The organism is Amphritea sp. (assembly GCF_048266285.1).
Taxonomy (GTDB): Bacteria; Pseudomonadota; Gammaproteobacteria; order Pseudomonadales; family Balneatricaceae; genus Amphritea.
Window position 1 is genome coordinate 282,230 of sequence record NZ_JBLWZV010000001.1, and the last position, 20,043, is coordinate 302,272.

At 49.3% G+C, this 20,043-nt stretch carries 18 protein-coding genes; 10 read left to right on the top strand and 8 right to left on the bottom strand.

Annotated features, from left to right (window positions below; translation table 11 throughout):
• Window positions 1-182: 182 nt before the first annotated feature.
• Both trpB and ACN0T0_RS01355 read right to left on the bottom strand, forming a co-directional pair.
• Window positions 183-1,385, bottom strand: a complete 1,203-nt coding sequence (gene trpB, locus ACN0T0_RS01350; protein WP_417222356.1) for a tryptophan synthase subunit beta — start codon at window positions 1,383-1,385, stop codon at window positions 183-185.
• 172 nt (window positions 1,386-1,557) lie between these two features.
• Complete coding sequence (locus ACN0T0_RS01355; RefSeq protein WP_417222357.1) at window positions 1,558-1,806, bottom strand: hypothetical protein; 249 nt, start codon at window positions 1,804-1,806, stop codon at window positions 1,558-1,560.
• A gap of 110 nt (window positions 1,807-1,916) precedes the next feature.
• Here ACN0T0_RS01355 and pdxB point away from each other — a divergent pair, with 110 nt between their 5' ends.
• From pdxB to ACN0T0_RS01375, 4 genes are all read left to right on the top strand, one after another.
• On the top strand, window positions 1,917-3,059 hold the full coding sequence (gene pdxB / locus ACN0T0_RS01360) for a 4-phosphoerythronate dehydrogenase PdxB (RefSeq protein WP_417222360.1): 1,143 nt from the start codon (window positions 1,917-1,919) through the stop codon (window positions 3,057-3,059).
• Window positions 3,060-3,171: 112 nt separating this feature from the next.
• Window positions 3,172-3,894: a flagellar brake protein gene (locus ACN0T0_RS01365; protein WP_417222362.1), complete on the top strand. Its 723-nt coding sequence runs from the start codon at window positions 3,172-3,174 to the stop codon at window positions 3,892-3,894.
• The gene (locus ACN0T0_RS01370) at window positions 3,895-5,007 is read left to right on the top strand and encodes an ATP-NAD kinase family protein (protein ID WP_417222365.1); all 1,113 of its coding nucleotides are present in this window, start codon (window positions 3,895-3,897) and stop codon (window positions 5,005-5,007) included.
• Between the two features lie 83 nt (window positions 5,008-5,090).
• The gene (locus ACN0T0_RS01375) at window positions 5,091-5,339 is read left to right on the top strand and encodes a hypothetical protein (RefSeq protein ID WP_417222367.1); all 249 of its coding nucleotides are present in this window, start codon (window positions 5,091-5,093) and stop codon (window positions 5,337-5,339) included.
• A 313-nt stretch (window positions 5,340-5,652) separates the two neighbouring features.
• On the opposite strand, the gene ACN0T0_RS01380 is transcribed toward ACN0T0_RS01375, so the two are convergent.
• A complete protein-coding gene (locus ACN0T0_RS01380) occupies window positions 5,653-6,234 on the bottom strand; it encodes a HupE/UreJ family protein (RefSeq protein WP_417222368.1) in 582 nt (193 codons plus the stop codon).
• Between the two features lie 425 nt (window positions 6,235-6,659).
• Between ACN0T0_RS01380 and ACN0T0_RS01385 the strand changes: the two genes are divergently transcribed.
• A complete protein-coding gene (locus ACN0T0_RS01385; RefSeq protein ID WP_417222371.1) occupies window positions 6,660-9,395 on the top strand; it encodes a GNAT family N-acetyltransferase in 2,736 nt (911 codons plus the stop codon).
• A gap of 83 nt (window positions 9,396-9,478) precedes the next feature.
• Here ACN0T0_RS01385 and ACN0T0_RS01390 read toward each other — a convergent pair whose 3' ends face one another.
• Window positions 9,479-9,787, bottom strand: a complete 309-nt coding sequence (locus tag ACN0T0_RS01390; protein WP_417223374.1) for an ArsR/SmtB family transcription factor — start codon at window positions 9,785-9,787, stop codon at window positions 9,479-9,481.
• Between the two features lie 207 nt (window positions 9,788-9,994).
• Here ACN0T0_RS01390 and ACN0T0_RS01395 point away from each other — a divergent pair, with 207 nt between their 5' ends.
• The 3 genes from ACN0T0_RS01395 to ACN0T0_RS01405 are packed head-to-tail and all read left to right on the top strand — an operon-like array spanning window position 9,995 to window position 14,726.
• The gene (locus ACN0T0_RS01395; RefSeq protein ID WP_417222373.1) at window positions 9,995-12,550 is read left to right on the top strand and encodes an efflux RND transporter permease subunit; all 2,556 of its coding nucleotides are present in this window, start codon (window positions 9,995-9,997) and stop codon (window positions 12,548-12,550) included.
• Window positions 12,547-13,356 carry an outer membrane lipoprotein-sorting protein gene (locus ACN0T0_RS01400; protein WP_417222376.1) on the top strand — a complete coding sequence of 270 codons (810 nt, stop codon included), beginning with the start codon at window positions 12,547-12,549 and terminating at the stop codon, window positions 13,354-13,356. The genes ACN0T0_RS01395 and ACN0T0_RS01400 overlap by 4 nt, the downstream gene beginning before the upstream one ends.
• A 17-nt stretch (window positions 13,357-13,373) precedes the next feature.
• Window positions 13,374-14,726 carry a hypothetical protein gene (locus ACN0T0_RS01405; RefSeq protein WP_417222377.1) on the top strand — a complete coding sequence of 451 codons (1,353 nt, stop codon included), beginning with the start codon at window positions 13,374-13,376 and terminating at the stop codon, window positions 14,724-14,726.
• Window positions 14,727-14,814: 88 nt separating this feature from the next.
• Here ACN0T0_RS01405 and ACN0T0_RS01410 read toward each other — a convergent pair whose 3' ends face one another.
• Window positions 14,815-15,369 (bottom strand): DUF5610 domain-containing protein, encoded by a 555-nt coding sequence (locus tag ACN0T0_RS01410; RefSeq protein ID WP_417222380.1) that lies wholly within the window; start codon window positions 15,367-15,369, stop codon window positions 14,815-14,817.
• A 293-nt stretch (window positions 15,370-15,662) separates the two neighbouring features.
• Window positions 15,663-16,067, bottom strand: a complete 405-nt coding sequence (locus ACN0T0_RS01415; protein ID WP_417222381.1) for a DUF2892 domain-containing protein — start codon at window positions 16,065-16,067, stop codon at window positions 15,663-15,665.
• Window positions 16,068-16,284: 217 nt separating this feature from the next.
• Between ACN0T0_RS01415 and ACN0T0_RS01420 the strand changes: the two genes are divergently transcribed.
• A complete protein-coding gene (locus ACN0T0_RS01420; RefSeq protein WP_417222384.1) occupies window positions 16,285-17,226 on the top strand; it encodes a universal stress protein in 942 nt (313 codons plus the stop codon).
• Between the two features lie 115 nt (window positions 17,227-17,341).
• On the opposite strand, the gene ACN0T0_RS01425 is transcribed toward ACN0T0_RS01420, so the two are convergent.
• Window positions 17,342-17,887, bottom strand: a complete 546-nt coding sequence (locus ACN0T0_RS01425; RefSeq protein ID WP_417222387.1) for a hydrolase — start codon at window positions 17,885-17,887, stop codon at window positions 17,342-17,344.
• Window positions 17,888-18,047: 160 nt separating this feature from the next.
• Entirely contained in the window at window positions 18,048-19,241 is a 1,194-nt protein-coding gene (locus tag ACN0T0_RS01430) for a Bcr/CflA family multidrug efflux MFS transporter (protein WP_417222388.1), read from the bottom strand.
• 193 nt (window positions 19,242-19,434) lie between these two features.
• Between ACN0T0_RS01430 and ACN0T0_RS01435 the strand changes: the two genes are divergently transcribed.
• Window positions 19,435-20,034, top strand: a complete 600-nt coding sequence (locus ACN0T0_RS01435) for a phenylacetic acid degradation protein PaaY (RefSeq protein ID WP_417222391.1) — start codon at window positions 19,435-19,437, stop codon at window positions 20,032-20,034.
• The last annotated feature ends 9 nt before the right edge of the window (window positions 20,035-20,043 follow it).

Genomic DNA, 20,043 nt, shown 5'->3' on the forward strand with positions numbered 1-20,043 from the left:
TTTTTTTGTGCCCACTACTTAGCAGGTCTATATACTCATAAAAGATTTTAGCGACTTCATCTTTAGCATCCACTATACCGCTACAGCCTACAACAGCGGTTGTATGTAGAAGGGCTAAATGTAGAAGGACTAAAAAACGGCTACAGGCGTAACCGTTTATGTTTTAGGGTATCTTTCTAAAGTTACAATCCTAGCTTCTCAGCCACGTAGTCAGCGTCTTTATCACCACGGCCGGATAGGTTAACCAGAATGGTTTTATCTTTGCCAAGCTTCGGTGCTTCACGCATCGCCCAAGCGACCGCGTGGGCGCTTTCCAGTGCCGGAATGATACCTTCCACTTGGGAGAGAGTCATAAAGGCATTGAGGCATTCGTCATCGGTGACGGATTGGTACTCAACCCGTTCGATATCTTTCAGATAGCAGTGTTGTGGGCCGACACCGGGGTAATCGAGACCCGATGCGATGGAGTGAACCGGCAGCGGCTCGCCATTCTCATCCTGTAGAACATAGCATTTGAATCCGTGGATTTCGCCGGGTGTGCCTAGTGTTAAGGTAGCGGAGTGGTCTTTGGTATCCAGTCCTTTCCCTGCAGGCTCGACGCCGACGATTTTAACATCATCATCGTCTAAGAACGCGGTAAACAGACCCATCGCATTGGAGCCACCACCGACACAGGCGGTGATAATGTCCGGGTTTTTGCCATGCCTGTCGTTAAACTGCTGACGCGCTTCGCGGCCAATAATGCTTTGGAAATCACGTACCATTTTCGGGAACGGGTGCGGGCCAACCACGGAGCCGATGGCATAGATGAACTCTTCCGGGTTTTTCAGATATTCTTCAAAGGCGCTATCGACTGCATCTTTGAGGGTGGCAGTACCACGGGTAACGGGCACCAGTTTACAGCCGAGGATCTTCATCTTGGTGACATTAGGGTGTTCTTTCTCAATATCGACCTGACCCATATGGATTTCACAGGGGATGCCCACTAAAGCACAAGCCGTCGCGAGGGCAACACCGTGTTGGCCAGCACCGGTTTCGGCAATGACTTTCTTTTTGCCCATGAACTTGGCCAGTAGCGCTTCACCTAAGCAATGGTTAATTTTGTGCGCCCCGGTGTGGTTGAGATCTTCACGTTTAAGATAGATCTGTGCGCCGCCGAGCTGTTCGCTTAGACGTTTCGCATGATAGACCGGGCTTGGGCGACCCACATAATCCTGATTGAGTTGCATCAACTCGGTTTGAAATGATTCTGTATGACGGATCTCTTCGTAAGCCCGATCGATATCATCCATCACTTTTTTCAGTTCTGGGGGAAGTATCTGGCCACCGTAATGACCAAAGAATCCCTCTTTGTCGGGCATCGGGGCAAAATCAAACTTACTCATAGGACCTCTCTTAGTGCATCCGCAACGGCGCTATAACGTGATACCGTCAGTGACGAATAACTGAAATGTTTGTAATGTTTTTGCAACAAGAGAAGAAATATATCGCTGCAGCCAGTGGATGCCAACTGTTCGGGGCAATTATTTGCCTAATAGCGGGGTGTTGTGCAGAGGATTAGCCGAAATCGAGTTCGATCTGCTGCTCTTTGGTGGCGGTTTTTTTAAAGCCGAGGGCTTTCTGGCGACGACTGATCTCACGCAGTTGCGCCCGCGCTTCATGATAGCAATGAAAAATGGTGTGATTGATCGCATCTTTGTTATTCTGGCTGTTGCTCCAGGATTCGCTCAGCACCCAGTCCCCCATCAGATCCTGATAGAGTCGGACAATAAAATAATCCTGATGCTTGCGCCAACGAATAATCAAAAAGTAACCTGAACTTATTTCCCGAGAAATGATGTCAAACCGTAAGGCGGGCAATTATAATCGGCGTTTCCTCCCTTAACCAGCTGATTTTATAACCTTTGGAGTGATCTTTGAAACAATCCAGACTGAACATCGTTGCCGACGAAAATATTCCTGCATTGGAGCGCTTATTTGGTGATCTAGGTGAGATCCATAAGGTGTCAGGCCGGACGATGAGTCACGCTGATGTAAAACATGCCGACCTTTTATTAGTGCGCTCCGTCACCCAGGTCAATCAGCAACTGCTTGAAAATACCCCGGTGCGCTTTGTTGGTACCGCGACCATTGGTACAGATCACATTGATACCGCTTGGTTGGCGCACCAGCAGATCGGTTTTGCCAGTGCGCCGGGTTGTAATGCGGATGCAGTCGCTGAGTATGTGATCAGTAATCTGTTGCTGGTGGCCGGTGAGCAAGGTTTTGAGTTGACCGATAAGGTGGTGGGCATCATCGGGGTAGGGAATGTCGGACGACGTTTACAGCAACGCTTGGAGCGACTTGGTGTGCCGTTGTTGCTAAATGATCCTCCTCGGGCGGATGCCGGTGAAGCTGGTTTTGTCGCTTTGACACAACTACTGCAAGAGGCGGATATTATCTGTTTGCATACACCGCTAACCATCGCTGGTAATCATCCGAGCCATCACCTGTTGAATGCTGAGAATCTTGAGCTTATTCGGCCCGCAGCCGTGCTGTTAAATGCAGGTCGAGGCCCGGTGATTGATAATGAGGCGTTGTTGGCTTGGCATGAAAGACGTACAGATGTCACCTTGTTACTCGATGTGTGGGAGCATGAGCCTCGTGTCAACGGTCAACTAGCGCAACGGGTTCGCATCGGCACTCCGCATATCGCTGGCTATACCCTGGATGGTAAAATTCGCGGTACCTGGATGCTTTATCAAGCGTTTTGTCAGCACCAAGGGATCGATCCGGCGATTAGGTTGTCGGATTGTTTGGCCGAGGTGGCCGTGCCCCAGGTTCAGTTGCAGGGCACAGAGAACCTCAGCGATATTGTCCATGCGATTTATCAACCGGAGGCTGATCATCAGCGCTTTATGGCGTCGTTAGTCGATGTTGCCGCTCAGCCATTGGCGTTTGATCAGTTGCGTAAACATTACCCAGTGCGACGGGAGTTTGTCGCGGCGCAGTTGTGTGGTGAGAAACCCACTGGATCACTGTTGGCGCAACTTGAAGCGGTGGGGTTTGTGATCGATTGACCGGTCAGTTGAAACTGTTGCGCGTTGCTGGGCTGCTATTGGTTGGCGGATTTGCTTTAATCGCGCGATTGAGTGATTTAACTTTTATGATTCAGAATGCGGAAACGGTCTAATGGCTCGGAAACTGGCATCCATTCAAACGGAAAAAACACTAGCGGATCTGCGTGTGCAGATTGGCGATCCTGTTCGTGTTGAGATCCGTTCACCTCGAGCAAAATTTACCGCTCGGTTGGTGGGGTATATGGACAACGGCGGCATTATGATTTCGGCACCGTCGGCCACCAGTGGCGTGCCCACACTGATTAATGAGGGTAATTTAGCCAGTCTGCGTTTGATTACGGGCAACCGTATCTGCAATATGACCTGCAAAATCCTCAAGCAGTATGATCAGCCATTTGGCTATTGGGTGTTGGAATACCCTCAAGCGGTCGAGTCTAAGCGGATTCGTGGGCATAGCCGAGTGCCCGTCAGTCTAAGTTGTTCCATCGATGACTATGATGAGATGTCTGAACGGGAAGGGCTGCCGGCCAGCGCACTCTGTGTGGATATTAGCCAGAGCGGCTTATGCCTGCAATTGCCCTATACCTTGGGCGAGGTGGGTGAGCATTTTTATCTCACCACGCGGGTGCAGATCGGCGATATTGATCAGGTGTTGTTGGTGCCTGTTGAGTTGAGAAATGTTCATAGTAACTCGGTGGAATCAGGCAGTTTATATCATCACGGATTTAAATTTTTTGAGCTGGATGAAGATACCCGACTGATCATCGCGGCCTTTGTCTATCAGCAGTTATTAGTAGAAACCGGTAATCTCGATCAGACCGGACAGGAGTTATAGATGTTTCGGCTTGGTTTGATTGTGAATCCTTTGGCGGGAGTGGGTGGCAGTGTTGCGTTAAAGGGCAGTGATGGTGACGCGACGGCCCAGAAGGCACTGTCGCTAGGTGCCGAGCCCAAAGCCAATCTACGCACGCAGCAGGCATTAGCGGCGCTGACTGGGCTGGAACTTGAGATCTTAACCTACCCCGGTGAGATGGGTGAAGAGAGTGCCCGACAAGCAGGGTTTGATCCGCAGGTGATCGGCCAGATTACCGCCGGACAGACGGGCGCGGAAGATACTGAACGGGCGGCTCGAGACATGGCGGCTCAAGGGGTTGATCTGATTCTGTTTGCCGGTGGTGATGGCACTGCGCGGAATATTTGTCATGCGATCGGCGACTCGACCCCGGTATTGGGAATTCCCGCCGGCGTGAAAATACATTCCGGTGTTTATGCTGTCACCCCGAGCGCTGCTGGCGAAGTGGTTGCGATGCTGGTGCGCGGTGAACTGGTGACGCTAGCGGACCAAGAGGTTCGGGATATTGATGAAGAAGCGTTTCGTGCAGGGCAGGTGCGGGCCAAATATTATGGTGAGCTGTTAGTACCGGAAGAGGGGCGTTTTTTGCAGCATGTCAAACATGGCGGCCGAGAAGTTGAAGAGCTGGTACTGGATGATATCGCTGCCGATTTTGCTGAGAATATGCACGATGATGTGCGCTATATCATGGGTTCCGGGTCTACAGTGCAGGCATTGATGGATAACCTTGGGCTGGAAAACACCCTATTAGGTGTCGACCTGATTGAGAATGGTGAGTTGATCGGTGAGGATCTGACGGCTCAGCAATTATTGGATATGACGGCGGGCTACGATACTAAACTGGTGATTACAGTGATCGGCGGACAGGGGCATATTATTGGTCGCGGTAATCAGCAACTCAGCCCCGAACTGCTGCGTCGACTCGGGCGTGAAAATATTATTGTGGTGGCGACTAAAAGCAAGATAAAGGCGCTAGAGGGACGTCCTCTGATTGTTGATAGCGGTGATCTTGAATTGAATCATCAGCTTGCAGGATTAATACGGGTCGTGACCGGTTATCGCGATGCCATTCTCTACCGTGTCGCTGATCTATAATTACCTTACGTATTGCCGGCTCAAACGGGCAAAATGCTGATTCTTTGATAAGCTGAATACAGGTTTATTAAAGGAGTAAGACGATGGGGTTGGCATTAATACGCTTTTATCTGCAACTGCTATTACCCGAATGGATGCGTGATAATCGTCCCGATAGAGATCACTTCTTCCGCCGTAAGTTTACCGAGGCCTATAAAGCCCGCTTACGCTGGGCATATCGTATCTGGCTAGGATCAGCTCTGTTGATGCTAGCGATACCCTCTCCGCCGGTGATTATTGGCTTAGGGTTATTTACCACTTTCATCTCTTTTTCATTGCTAGACGAGAGCTAAGTTATCTCTACCGTAAGTTGTTCGCGGGTCTTTATCATGCGAGGGGCTGTCACTTTTTTACTGTATTAATGGAGCCTCAGCCTCCTGGATACGGCCCTGACGGCGTTACATCGGTCATTAATTGCTGGCGTAAAACACCACGCTGCAGACTCTTCTGTTTTTAATTATGGCTCAATGGGCAAGATGAAAAAAAGCCGGGCAGAGCCCGGCAAAGATGTAGAAACTGTTTTGGGTGATCAAAACAGCAGGGCCTTACGGGGACGCGTAAGGTAGATCTGGCAGACAGGGGCCATCCTGCCTGCCGGATAGGAGATCAGGCCGCTAGGAAAAGATAGCTGCCGATGCCCGCAAGCATGAGGCCTGCATAATGGGTTATCCGTGGGGTAATCCAACGGTTTGTCGCCAGCGCCACCATACCGGTGAAATGTAATATCGCCGAACTGCCTATAAAACCTAACGCAAACAGCAGAGTTGAGCCGCTCGCTGCTTCTAGACCGTGGGCTTGGCCGTGAGCCAAGGCAAATAGCATGGTTAATGTCAGACTGATAGCCGCAGGCAGGCGTGCGGTGGTGGCAATGATCAGGCCGCCGATTAATACAGAGGCCGCAATAGTTTGTTCAATAAAGGGTAATACCGCGCCGTTAATCGCGAGGGCAAAGCCAACTCCCAGAAAAATCAGGAACGCGAAGGGAATACTCAGCTGCTGTGATTTTTTTTGCATGGCGGCCCACACCCCGATGGCTAACATCGCCAACATATGATCTAGTCCTGTAAACGGATGGGTTAGTCCTGCCTGTAGACCTGTAGCCGCCCCGTGGCCGGTATGTGCCATGGCGGGTGCAGCAACAAGAATGGAGAGAAACGTTGCACTGCTTAGCAAAGGGCTGAATTTCATCGGTGCTACCTTTTATTGTTGGATTCACATTTATGGTGTGATTGCGCTGTGCAGATCGATCACCTTTGTTCTGAAAAATGTCACGAAACATCGAATACAATAGCAATAAGCAAATCTAAGGCCAAGATAGTCAAAATGATGCAGGTATTCTTAACGTTTACTACAGCCCTCACCGTTAACCGGTTGAGGGAGCTAAACGATTAGCAACCCCTTCTATAGTGACTACAATAGACTGGAAAGTAGCTTTCCATTTGATGCTGAAAGTGGCTTTAAACTGTATTTTCACACTTTTAGTTAGGGCTTTATGATGTTAGTCACGTTTTTCTGCTAATAATGTTTGTGCTGCACCTGCGTAATATGGAATATATACATTTGTCGTTCGATTAAATTTCTGATCGGTTCTAATGGCCTACGGAGTAAGTCTCTTGAGTACACGATATCTCAAACGCTTTTTTAAACCTAAATCGATTGCGGTGTTTGGAGCCTCTGACAAAGAAAACAGTATGGGCGGCGTGGTGCTGCACAACCTTATTGAGGGTGGCTATCAGGGCAAGCTGATGGCGGTTAATAAGCGCGGCTACGATACGGTGCATGGCATCACCTGCTATAACGGTTTAGCGCAACTTCCCGAGATGCCCGATCTCGCCATTATTTGTTCGCCTCCTGAGAGCGTTGCCGATCTAGTGCGCAGGTTGGGGCTGAAGATGGTAAAGGCAGCGATGATCCTCACCGGCGGTTTGTCCCGGGCCCGTGATCCGATGGGTAAAAATATGCGTGATGAGATTACCGAAGCGGCTAAGGCCCACGGAGTGCGCATACTCGGGCCTGATTGTATGGGCATGCTGGTGTCGGGCCATCATATGAATGCCAGCTATTCACACCTGAATATCCGCAAGGGTAAGGTCAGTTATGTTGGCCAGTCTGGCCTGTTGGGCACCGCGATGATCGATTGGGCCAATGGTCAAGAGATCGGTTTCTCACACTTCCTGACCTTGGGTGAGGGGGTCGATATCGACCTGCCGTCGATTATTGATTACTACGCCCAAGATCCATATACCCAGTCGATTTTGATTCAGTTGGATCACCTCGTGGGGTCATCCCGCAACCTGTTGAGTTCGCTGCGTTCTGCTTCGCGGAATAAACTGGTGCTGGTGCTGAAGTCCAATATGATCTTCACCGAAGATAAAGAACACCTTCCTGCTTTGGGCATCAAAGATGAAGACCTTGTGTATGATGCGGCGCTGCGTCGTGCCGGTGTCGTGCGAGTGAGTACGGTCGATCAGCTGTATAACGCGTTAGAAACATTGTCGCGAATGAAACCGATGCGCGGTGAGCGCTTAGCGTTGGTTTGTAACGGTATGGGGCCTAATGCATTGGCGACCGATCAGTTATTGCGCAATGGCGGTGAATTGTCTCAACTGTGTGATGAAACGGTTAGTGCTTTGCGAGAGGTGTTGGATAACCACTGGAATCTGAAAAACCCTATCGATCTGCATGCCGATGCGACCCCCGAGCGGTTTGCTAAAGTTACTCAGTTATTAACGAAAGATCCCAATGTAGATGCCGTATTGGTGATTCATGCGCCGACTCGCATGGCTCCCGGTGCCGACACCGCCAAGGCGGTCATCAATGTCGCCCGCAATACACCGCGTAATATTCTCACCTGTTGGATGGGGCGTAGTACGGCGATCGAATCACGTAATCATTTTAACGCGGCGGGTTTGCCTACCTTTATTACTCCGGAAGAGGCGGTTGATGCCTTTATGCATATGGTGGAGTTTCGTCGCAACCAAGAAGTGATGCGACAAACCCCGGCACCCTTTGTCGACCCGAACGAGCAAAACCATCTACAGGCGAAAAACCTGATTGCGAATGCCTTGGCTGAGGGGCGTGATTATTTGAGCCACAGTGAAGCGACCGATCTGTTGGATCAATATGATATTCCTGTCTCCCACAGCCAATATGCCGAAGATGTTGATGGGGTGGTTGAGATTGCTAAGCGGTTGGGCGGAACTGTCGCCGTTAAAGTGATGCATAAGGATAATGTTTACCCCTTTAACTATGACAATCGCGCTCAACCACGTTGGAAGGATCTCGCGCTTGATCTGTTTTCAGAAGAAGAGGTGCGACAGGCGGCGACTAATTTGGCTTTTCGGGTGCAGGAACGCTTTGGCGAAGAAGGGCCAAAGGGGTTCTGTGTACAACAGATGAAGCGTGGATTTCAGTCGTTGCAGTTTAATATGGGTATCACTCGAGACCCGGTATTTGGTCCCTTGTTGCTGTTTGGCAAAGGCGGTTATTCGGTCGATGTGCTGGCGGATCGTCAGGTGATGTTACCACCGCTGAATTTGAGTCTAGCGCGTCGGCTGATCAGTACCTCGCATATGTTCTCGGTGTTAAAAGAGAGTAGCACGCAGTTGGAACGGGATCTGGAACAGCTCAGTGATCTGTTGATTAAGTTGTCACAGATGGTAGTCGAACTGCCCAACCTTAAAGGGCTGGAGATTAACCCGCTGCTGGTTAATCGGCGGGGTGTCTTGGCGGTCGATGTTTCGGTGTCATTAGGCGAACCATCGGTCTTAGCGATTTCACCCTATCCTGAGTATTTGAGTGAGCATATCTCGCTACGTAAATCGGGCCGTAAAGCAATTGTACGGGCGATTCGGGGGGAGGATGAGCCGAGCCATTTGGAGTTTTATAATAAGCTCAGCCCTGAATCGATTCGCTTACGCTATTTTTACAGTCGCGGCATACCGACCCATCAGGAACTCGCCAATTGGACTCAGATTGATTATGACCGGGAGATGGCTTTCATAGTCACAGCGCCAAAACAGGGTGAGCCCGGTTGGGAAACCCTCGGGGTTGTTCGGGCGGTGACCGATGCTGATAATGTGCGTGCTGAGTTCTCAGTCGTCATTCGAGACGACCTGCAGGGCGAGGGATTAGGTGCGGTGCTGATGAAGAAGGTTATTGATCATTGTAAAGCGCGAGGCACGCTACTGTTAATGGGGTCGACACTGACATCCAATAAAGGCATGCAGGGGCTAGCGCAAAAGCTTGGCTTTAAAAACCACTACAATATGGAAGAAGATGTGGTGGAAATGGAGATGATGTTGAACGAGCCAACCGAAGACTGGCAGCGAACACGGTTGCAGGGGTAATTGCAGTGTAAAAAAAAACCACCGTTATCGGTGGTTTTTTTATGCCGAACGTTTTTACAACCTGCGTTGGTGATCGTGGGTGTTTATACGTTGGGGCAAAACATCTCATGCAGCGTATGAATAATACGTGTCGCGGTATTACCCGAGAGAGAATAGTAGATGGTTTGTGACTCGCGTCGAGTGCTGACCAAACCGTCCTTGCGCAGCACGGCTAAGTGTTGGGATAGCGCGGATTGACTCAGGTCGAGGCAATTGTTTAATTCGGTAACCGAAAGTTCTTTACCATCGAGATAGCATAAAATTAAGAGGCGACTTTCGTTGCCCAATGCCTTCATGAGTTTGGCGGCTTTGGTTGAGTTCTCTTTCATCATCGCGAGTGTTTCGGGAGTCATCTGTTGGATCGCTGTATTCAATCGATATTCCGCCTGTTGTTATTATTTTACGGAACGTTAACAACTGATCAAACGCCCGACAATAGAGCCGTTATTCTACTGTAGCAGCGCTTGAATCTCAATTTACTAATGTAGTGCTTTTAAATATTAGCACATACTAATATAATAGTGACATTAAAGTGCCGATATAAAAAACAGGAACAACCGATGCTGCAAACTTCACTGGTTAATCTGTCCATGAATCGCCCTAAGTGGGTGTTTTTGGGCGTATTACTACTGACCTTGATAGCGGGATTGCAAATTCCCTCGATTCAAGTCGATACCGATCCCGAAAATATGTTGCCTGCTGATAATGAGGCACGAGTGTTTCATGATCATGTCAAAGAGCGTTTTGGTCTGCATGACATGATTGTGGTTGGGGTGGTGAATAACTCAGCTAAGGGCATCTATAACCCGCAAAGCCTCGCGGAGTTACAGCAGCTTTCCGATGCGATTGTGCAGATGGATGGGGTGGTCAGCCAAGACCTGATGTCACTCGATCGGGTGGACAATATTAGTCAGGAAGGGCCGGGCACTATTCGTTTCGAGTGGATGATGAAGCAGGTGCCGCAAGACCAAGCCGGCGTCGAACAAATTCGGGCTTCGGTTGAGCGCTTACCCTTGCTGAACAATACCTTGGTATCGGGGGACGGTAAGGCGGCTGGAATCTATGTGCCGATTATTAAGAAATCGGAAAGTTATCGAATTTCGGGACTGATTCAAAATGAGATTCAGACTCTCAGCGGCAGTAATGAATATTATATTTCCGGTTTGCCCGTGGCGGAAGACACTTTCGGTGTTGAGATGTTTCTGCAAATGGCGATTTCTGCGCCGTTGGCTGGGTTAATGATTTTTATCCTGATGTGGGTGTTCTTTCGCAGCTTACTGCTGATCACTGCGCCGATGCTGGTGGCGATGGCCGCTGTGATCGTCACGATGGGACTGTTGATCGGGCAGGGTTACACCGTTCATATCATGAGTTCGATGATTCCGATCTTCTTGATGCCGATTGCCGTGGTGGATTCTGTGCATATTTTGTCGGAGTTCGCTGATCGCTATCGTCCCGGTGAAGATCCTAAAGCCGCTTTGAAAGAGGTCCTAGGGCATCTGTTTACACCCATGTTATATACCTCGGTGACTTCTGCGGTAGGCTTTGCCTCTTTGGCGTTTACGCCCATACCGCCGGTACAGGTGTTTGGCTTGCATGTGGCGTTTGGAATTATGCTGGCGTTCCTGCTTACCATTACACTGGTGCCGGCTTATATTATTAGCCTTTCGCCCGCGCGTATGGCGCAGATGAAAGACCATAATATCGATGAAGATGACCAGTCATTGCTTGGCCGCTTATTGATTTTTATTGGCCGTTTCTCGATTGCCCGGGCAAAAGGTTTGCTCGTGCTGTTTATCCTGGTTGTGGTTGGCAGTGGTTATGGTGTGTCACAGATTCAAATTAACGATAACCCTGTGCGTTGGTTTAAACCGGATCATCCATTACGGGTGGCCGACCGAGTTATGAATCATCACTTTCCGGGCACCTATAACGCCTTTTTAGTCCTCGACAAGACCAGTGATATTCGCGGTGAGTTAGAGCGGCAATTATTGAGTCGCGCGGCGCAAGAGGGGGTCGAGTTACAGCAGAAATTGGATAGCGTTAAGACCGACAGCTTTATCGAATATACCAACGGCCTGATCAATTTATTTGATCAGCTGAGTTATGACGATAGTGCCCATGAATCGATGTGGCTTGCATTGCTAGAGATGAGTGAGCAGGCGCAGATAGGCAGCAAGTATTTTCTGACGCCGGCAGCGATGCACTATCTTGATGAGTTGCAGACCTTCTTGGATCAGTCTGACTATATAGGTAAAAGCAACGGTTTACCGACACTGTTGAAAACCGTATATCGGGAGCTTAACGGAGGGGTTGAAGAGCAATTTAAACTGCCTCCCAGCGCCGCCGCTGCCGCGCAAACCGTGTTGAGCTTTCAGGGATCACATCGTCCGGATGATCTATGGCATATGGTGACACCGGATTTCCGTTCGACCGTGTTGTGGCTACAACTTAGCAGCGGTGATAATCAGGATATGAGCCGGGTGTTGGCGCTGGTGGATGGTTATGTGGCCGAGCATCCGCTGCCCGAAGGTGTTGCCCTAAACTGGGCGGGTCTGACCTATATTAATGTTGTCTGGCAGGATGAGATGGTTAACGGCATGTTGAGCAGCTTAATAGGCGCGTTCTTTATGGTGCTGCTGATCATGGTGGTGCTGTTTAGATCGATCAAGATTGGTTTGTTGTCGATGCTGCCGTTAACCGTCACTATTCTGTTTATCTATGGTCTGATCGGCTTGGTCGGTAAAGATTATGATATGCCGATAGCCGTATTGTCGGCACTGACATTGGGTTTGTCGGTGGATTTCGCGATCCACTTTCTGGAACGCACTCGGGCGATTTATCGTCAATGTGGTGACTGGGAGCAAACCGTTGCTGAGGTGTATCGCGGGCCTTCACGCGCCATCAGCCGTAATGCGGTGGTGGTGGCTATCGGCTTTACTCCGTTGTTGTTTGCCCCATTGGTGCCCTACATCACAGTGGGCTTCTTCTTAGCCACCATTATGGCGGTGTCAGCGGTGGTCACCGTGATGTTATTGCCGGCGGTGATGCAGATGATTAACGATAAAGATAGTTTGTTTGGTGTTAAGTCCGCAGCAAAGGAGAGTAACTCATGATTAAGCAACTATTTACCACATTAGTGATTGGGCTAACCTTGAGTACGCCGGTTCAGCTCAATGCGGCCGATCTTACTGATGTGAACGAGATCGTTAAGCAGGCTAACCTAGCATCCTATTATCAAGGTGCCGATGGCCGCTCTGAAGCGCGGATGTTGATTCAAGATTCCCAAGGGCGTCAACAACAACGTCAGTTCACTATTTTGCGCCGGGATTATGAAGACGGCGGTGATCAGCAGTTCTTGGTGGCCTTTAGTCGCCCTGCGGATGTTCGGGATACGGTTTTTTTGGTTGAAAAGCATACCCAGAAAGATGATGACCGCTGGCTCTATCTACCGGGACTCGACCTCGTTAAACGGATTTCCGCCGGGGATAAACGTACCAGCTTTGTTGGTTCCCATTATTTTTATGAAGATGTTTCTGGCCGAAATCCTGAAGAGGATCAGCATAAACTATCGGATATTACCGCTGAGAATTATGTGCTCGATAACATCCCTAAAGATGCCAGTGGAGTTGAGTTTAGTCGTTATCGGGTATGGATCGATAAAACCACGATGTTGCCAGTGAAAACCGATTATTACGATACCAATGATAAGTTGTATCGTCGGGTCGAAGTGTTGGAAACCGAGGTTATTCAAGGTGTTCCTACGGTGACTAAATCGCGGGTTAGCGACCTTGTTAGTGGCGCCAGTACGACCATGGAGTTTCGCTTTATTCGTTATGATCTCGGCATGGACAGTGTGGTCTTCTCCGAGCGTTCATTGCGTAATCCGCCTCGTCAGTGGCTTAAACGTCCAGCGTCATGAGTAGGCCGGATATGAATATGCCGATAAAAAGTATCGTGTTGTCGATGGCATTGGTTTTTGCTGCTGAGGTGATGGCGCAAGAGGATGTACCTGTCGGGTCCGCGCCGAGTGAGCAAGACTGGGGCGACGATGGGTGGGGTGACGATAGCTGGAGTGAAGACAGTAGTGCTGAGGCGAGCATTCAGGTCTGGCATGGCTTTATTGAAGCGGGGCTAGGCAATCGGGTCGGTTATGATCCAGCGCTCAATGAGCGTTTTTCACCGATGGATGATGCTAGCCTCGCGGATTTACGAGTACGCTTAGAAACCAGCGGCTTTGTTGGTGATGACCGTTATGCATTGAAGGCCGATGTGTACGCGGATGGGGTCGAGCGAGGGGGGCGAATCGATCTGCGTGAAGCTTCCTACACTTTGTCCCCGAGTGAGCGTACGGACTTGAAACTGGGTCAGCAGGTGTTGACCTGGGGGACTGGCGACTTATTGTTTTTGAATGATCTATTTCCGAAAGATTGGCAGTCGTTTTTTTCCGGTCGAGATACCGAATACCTGAAAGCGCCGGTGCTGGCGGCGAAGGCTAGTTATTACGGTGATGCTGCCAGTATTGATCTGGTATGGATGCCGGATTATACCTCTGATCGCTATATTAATGGTGAGCGGTATTCATGGTTTTCGCCCCAGGCAGGGCAGAATGTAGCGGCACCGCAAGGCCGTATCGATGCGCAAGAGCCTGCGAATAGCTTTGCTAATGGCGAGTTTGCTGTGCGTATCTCCGGTAATATTGATAGCACCGAATGGGCGCTTTATGGTTATCGGGGATTTCAGAAGCAACCGAATGGCTTGGATAATGCCGGAAATGCCATCTTTAGCCGTCTGAATGTATTGGGTGCCAGTGTGCGGGGTAATCTCGGGGCGGGTTTAGCCAATGCAGAGGTTGCTTGGCATATGGCGGACGATAGTGATGGCAGTGATCCTGCGTTGCCTAATAGTCAGTTCCGCTTTTTGTTGGGTTATGAACGGGAACTACTGCCAAGGTTAACCTTGGGATTACAGTATTATCTTGAGCAGACCTTAGACTATCAAGCGCTAGAAGCGGCATCCGCTTCGCCTTACAACCCGGAAGAGTTCCGTTATCTCTATACAACGCGACTGAACTACCGAATGTGGCAGGATAATCTGGTGTGGTCACTGTTTGCATTCTACTCACCCAGTGATGAAGATCATTACTTCAGACCTTTGGTCAGCTATCGCTACAGTGATAATCTGAGTTTCGCCGTGGGAGCGAATATCTTTGAAGGGGCTAAGGCGCATACTTTCTTTGGTCAGTTTGAAGATGCCAGTAATGTTTATGGTCGCATACGCTATGCTTTTTAACGGATAAGTTTGTCTCCGAGGTAAAACAGAAAACCGGGCGATGCCCGGTTTTTTTAAGTCAGTTCTGCTGCGACTTTATTCTGCCTGTTTAAGCTTGCTCGTCAGTACTATCCGCTAAGGTTTGTGTTTGTTTCAGCAGGGTATCGGTGAGAGCAGAGAGTTTATCCTGCACTAGCTCATAGGTCTTATCGATATTGGCGGCGATATCACCATCGAGTACCTGCAGTCCTTCTAAAATGTCGCGGGCCTCGGCGAACCCTTGATTAATACCACCGCTAATGATGTCAACAAAGCTTTGCGCTTGAGTTTGGCTATCCATTTCTGGATGTTGTTCTTGATAGCTACTAAAAAACGCCGCACTCAATGACACAATGCGCTCCGCGGTGGCTTCCGGGGTGACGTCTAGGCCAGAATCATAGGCTTGCTGAATAGAGGATGCACCTAGGTCCGCTTCGAGGACGTTGTTTAGCTCGTTTACGGCGGTGCGATAGAGCAGCGCTAAAGAGTCATTTCCCGAGGAGATGCTGACTTCCAACGAGGCCTCTAAAATCGCTTGATTATGCGCGGTCTTAGTCTGCTGTGCCTGAGTAGCCTCGGTTTTACTCTGATCGGTGATCGTCTGGGTTGTAGATTTGATCTCCATATCATCTCCTTTATATATAAGGTTGCAGGGTGGCTGTGTTCAGCCGCTCCCAGTCAGGTAGAAGGTTATCGGCAGCAAGGTGGATTTCTGTTATGAAAGTTTTTCATCGGTAGCCTGATGTTTCGTCCTGTATCGCACTGGGCTATTTCATCATTCTTATCATGGGACTGTGATGCGTTATTGTTACTGCGGGTTTTGATGGGGGTAATCTAATGAAGAGTGATAAAAAAATGCCGCAATGGCGGCATTTTCAGCTGTTCTGTTAGCGCGTTGAGAGCACTAATATAACGCGATTATGAGACTTTCTTAAAGCCCAGTAATGAGGCGATAGTAAAGGCTGGGCACCAGCCGGTGAAAGCCGATTGCAGCAAACTGGCACCGACGATGGTGGTGATATATAGCACCCATTGTGGTGCAGCAAAAATCAGATAAGCGGCCACGGTGCCCAGTACCAGTGAACCCGCAATAATATGGACACCCTGGTGTACACTCATACCCGTTATACAGGTTTGCTCTTTTAGCTTGAACATCCGAAAAATCGTCATGGCGGGACACCATTGGGTAAAGGCTGATTGCAATAAATTTAGGCCAACAAAGCCGGTGAGGTAATACCACACTGGGTTGAGATAAGTGCCTAGCACTAGGCTAATAAGAATAACTGATCCGGCTAATAGGCGAAGCGCAGCGTTAAGCGTCATAGAAGTTAACCTCGTTGTTAGTTAATGTGCCTTTAGGCTTGATGACAAGTATATATTAGAAATCACTAATATTAAATGAGATTTACATAGTCTCGTATTTCGTCGTTGTTTGGCGAGGTGATTAAGGCTAATTTATTTGTGCTGCATCAACGATTTGAGTTGGCAAATGAGGCTGGCTAGCTCATGCTTTAAGCATAACCACTAAGGAGGTTCTATTGTGGATATCAGTAAAATTTTGGTGAACATCGAACAGGGGGCTGATTCGGCACTGCTGTTAGAAAAAGCGCTGCGTTTGGCCGAGGGTAGCGGTGCCAAAGTAGAACTTTTTTGCTGCTGTTACAATGCCTCATTACGTAATAGTTACCTCTTTGATAAAGCCGCTCTCAGCCATGCCGAGCAAGCTTATCAGCGCCATATTGAAGCAGAATTAGAACCGCTCACCACACCTTTCAAGGAACTCAATATTGAGGTTGATATGGATGTGTGTTGGCACCGACATCAGGCCGAAGCGGTGGTGCAAAAAATTTTGCGTTTTGGGCCTGATATTGTGTTACATCCGGTTAAGCAGCACAGTCGTCTTGGCCACTATATTTTTGATCAAGCGGATTGGCAGTTAATTCGGGAGTGCCCGGTGCCCCTGCTATTAGTGAAGCAGAAGGTCTGGTCTGATGGAGGGCATGTTGCTGCCGCCGTAGACCCTTTCCATGAATGCGATCTTCCTGCCGCGTTGGATCATATGATTTTAGAGTGGGCGCGGCGCATGGTTCATGCCCTCGAAGGGGATCTGAAAGTGATGCATAGTTTCAGTGTGCTACCCCATTCCGTTATTTTTGATGAGCACCTCGTGACCGATTTTGAAAGCATGCAACACACGGTGAGAACACTGCATGTTGAGGCGCTAGCGAAACTGCTTAAACCCTATGGTTTGACGACGGATAGCCCGGCGGTCACCCTCAAAGAAAAAGAGACACCACAGGCGATTTTGGAATATGTGGATGAAGCTCATATCGATATTTTAGTGGTCGGTGGTGTGGCGCGGGGAATGGTCGATCGAATCTTAGTGGGTAGTACTATCGAACGGATTCTAGATGACCTGAAGGCGGATTTAATGGTGGTTAAACCGCCGGGATTTGTTAGCAGCATCGATCACAATGGCTAACGCCTGACGTTGATCTGGTTGCCGGCAAAGTCGATAGTTAGTAAAAAGGAGCCGATGGCTCCTTTACTTTTATTGACGATGGCGACACCGATTGCATGAGTCGATAGAGTATCGATTAACGCAGGTAGTTTTGGCTAAACTCTCTAAATTGATCGGTGCCTGATGTTTGAATCCATTCAAAGCCGACCATCTCTTTGGTGACAATATGAATGCCGCAGTGGCGCATTCGTTCTAATGCCGCGGCTTTATCGGCGGGGTTACGCGATGACACTCCATCGGCTACCACAAATACTTCTCGGGCTTGCTGCTTGATCTGTATTGCCGTTTGTAAAACGCATACATGGGCTTCCATACCGACGATAACCACCTGATTAGGTTTAATGCTGTTGATCTTTTCATTACAGCTAGGCTCTGCCATACAGGAAAAGTGCATCTTTTCCATGAAACCCTCTTTCGGTAAAACATCCTGCAGCTCTGCAACCGTTGGGCCTAAGCCTTTGGGGTATTGTTCGGTGGTCAGCACGGGCACATTGGCGAGTTTGGCGACTTCGGCCAGCCAGCGGACATTGGCGATAACCGCATCGCCTTCATGTATTGCCGGTGCGAGTTTTTCCTGAATATCAACGACCAAGAGGCAGGATGAGTTTGGGTAGATCAGCATATCAATTCTCCGCATTACAGTGGCTGAAGCCAAGCTTAAATATCGGACTTACATGCTTTATTGATTAAGTGAAAGCAGGCCGACAGAAACCTAATGCTGGTAAGAATATACCCTCGGTTTGTATTTGGCTATGGCCTTGCTAGGCGGTGATTTTAAAGGACTAACGGGGTGTTTTTGCGGGCAGTACCCAACAGCGAAAGCTTATCAATGACAGTAATCCCATCAGCGCGATGGTGGTAGCCATCGTCGTGGGGGTGCCGCTGTGATAGTGACCTACCAGCATACCGACACTGGCGGCGATCAGCGATTGAGTAAAACCAAGTAGTGAGGAGGCGGTGCCGGCCATCTTGGCGAAAGGGGCCAATGCACCAGCCATCGCCTGTGGCATCACCATTCCAACTCCACACATATAAACCACCTGAGTGATGGCGGTCAGCCAGAGGTTATGTATGCCAAATAAGGCGGGCAGTAGCATACAGAATCCGGCTGTCACGCTGACAAGTGTACCCCGTTTAAGTACGCCATTGATGCCCCGTCGAGAACCGATGCGCTGGGCAATTAAGGTACCGCTTATAAAACCGCCGGAAGCTAAGGCATAGAAAATACCACTGTGTTCGGCGGGTACCTTAAAGTAATCGATCAGTACAAAAGGGGCACCGGAGAGAAAGGCAAATAGACCTGCAAAGATAAAGCTACAGCAGAGGGTGTAGCCAAGATAAACCCGATGTGTCAGCAGGGTTGAAAAATTGGCCGCAATGATAGCCGGTTTTAATGAGCTACGATTCTCAACTGTGAGTGATTCTGGCACTTTAAAGGCAATCAGTAACAGGGAGATCAGGGCATACGCGGTGAGAAAGATAAAGGTCGAGCTCCACTCGAACCAGACGATCATATAACCGCCAATGATCGGAGCCGCCGCCGGGGCTAACGCCATCAGACTACCCATCATTGAGAGCACTTTGGCTGCGTTTACTGGCCCGTGAATATCACGCACCATGGTGCGCCCTAACACCGGCCCGCTACAGGCGCCGAGAGCCTGTAGGAAACGATAGAGGATTAACTCTTCAATGGAGCTTGCTTGAGCGCAACCAAACGATGCGATAGTGAAGAGTGCCAGACCTGCTAGCAGGATGGGTTTGCGTCCAAAGCGGTCAGCCAGCGGGCCATAAAACAGTTGGGCGACGGCAAAGCCATAGAGAAAGACGGAGAGGGTTATCTGCACCCGATCGACGCTGGTATTAAAGGTCTCTGTTAGTCCCGGTAAGCTAGGTAGATACATATCGGTCGATAACGGCCCTAGCGCAACCGAGGCGGCGAGGGTGATGATGACAGCGGTGGAGTGCGGTTTAAACATCGAATTTCCGTCGTAACGTTCAGCCATGCGAGCTGGTTGCGGTGTTGGGTAAAAAGTTAAGCTGCATCATAACAACAAGTTACTTAGCATGTTAATTATATTCGGTGAAAATATAAATACGGGTATTCCTGTATATAAGAATGCGCTAAAATAGCACCCATGTGAGAATAATCAGGAAAGTGGATATTACATTATGAAAGTCTATGCAATCGATGGTATTACACCCGTGGTTGATCCAACCGCTTATGTTCATCCAACCGCTGTGCTAATTGGTGATGTGATCGTCGGGCCGGGATGTTATGTCGGCCCTAACGCTTGTCTGCGCGGTGACTTTGGTCGCCTAGAGTTAAAGCGCGGTGCTAATCTGCAAGATACCTGTGTGATGCATGGCTTTCCTGGCACCGATACGACGGTTGAAGAAGACGGCCATATTGGCCATGGAGCGGTGCTGCATGGCTGTGTGATTGGCAAAAATGCGTTGGTCGGCATGAACTCTGTCATTATGGATGGCGCGGTCGTGGGTGAATCATCCATTGTGGCAGCGATGTCCTTTGTGAAAGCGAAGATGGACGTGCCTGATCGCACGTTGGTGGCAGGTTCGCCGGCGCGTATTATCAAAGAGTTGACCGATAAAGAGATCGACTGGAAATCGGCAGGTACCCGTCAGTATCAAGATTTGACGCTGCGTAGCATGAATACCATGCAGGAAGTTGAAGCCTTGTCGGAAGTGGAAGCTGATCGTCTCCGTTTAGATGTAGGTGTTGAAGGGGCGATTCCTAAATATAAAAGTTGAATAATATCA